This is a genomic window from Saccharothrix sp. ST-888 (assembly GCF_000955975.1).
Classification (GTDB): Bacteria; Actinomycetota; Actinomycetes; order Streptomycetales; family Streptomycetaceae; genus Kitasatospora.
This window is the reverse complement of record NZ_JYJF01001021.1, coordinates 1-293: the sequence shown is the minus strand read 5'-3', so window position 1 is coordinate 293 and position 293 is coordinate 1. Positions and strand designations below refer to the sequence as shown.

General features: G+C 74.4%; 1 protein-coding gene. It reads right to left on the bottom strand.

Going from position 1 to position 293, the window contains the following annotated elements; genetic code table 11:
* Nucleotides 1-293, bottom strand: a 293-nt coding sequence (locus UK12_RS35405; protein WP_045307334.1) for an acyl carrier protein, incomplete at both ends; no start/stop codon positions are given.

Sequence of the window (293 nt, the reverse complement as noted above, 5' to 3'; positions counted from 1 at the left end):
GGAAGGCCGCCAGGGCGACCGGGCTCGGGTAGTCGAACACCAGCGTCGCCGGCAGTCGGAGACCCGTCGCGCCGTTGAGCTCGTTGCGCAGCTCGACCGGCGTCAGCGAGTCGAAACCGAGCTCCTTGAACGCCCGGCCCGCCTCCACGGCAGTGGTGTCCGGGTAGCCAAGCACCGAGGCGATGCGGGTCCGGACCAGGTCGAGCACCGCCTGCTCCCGCTCGGCCGCAGGCAGCGCGAGCAGGCGAGCGGCCAGCTCCGAGCCGCCGGCCGAACCGGCCCGTGCCACCCGG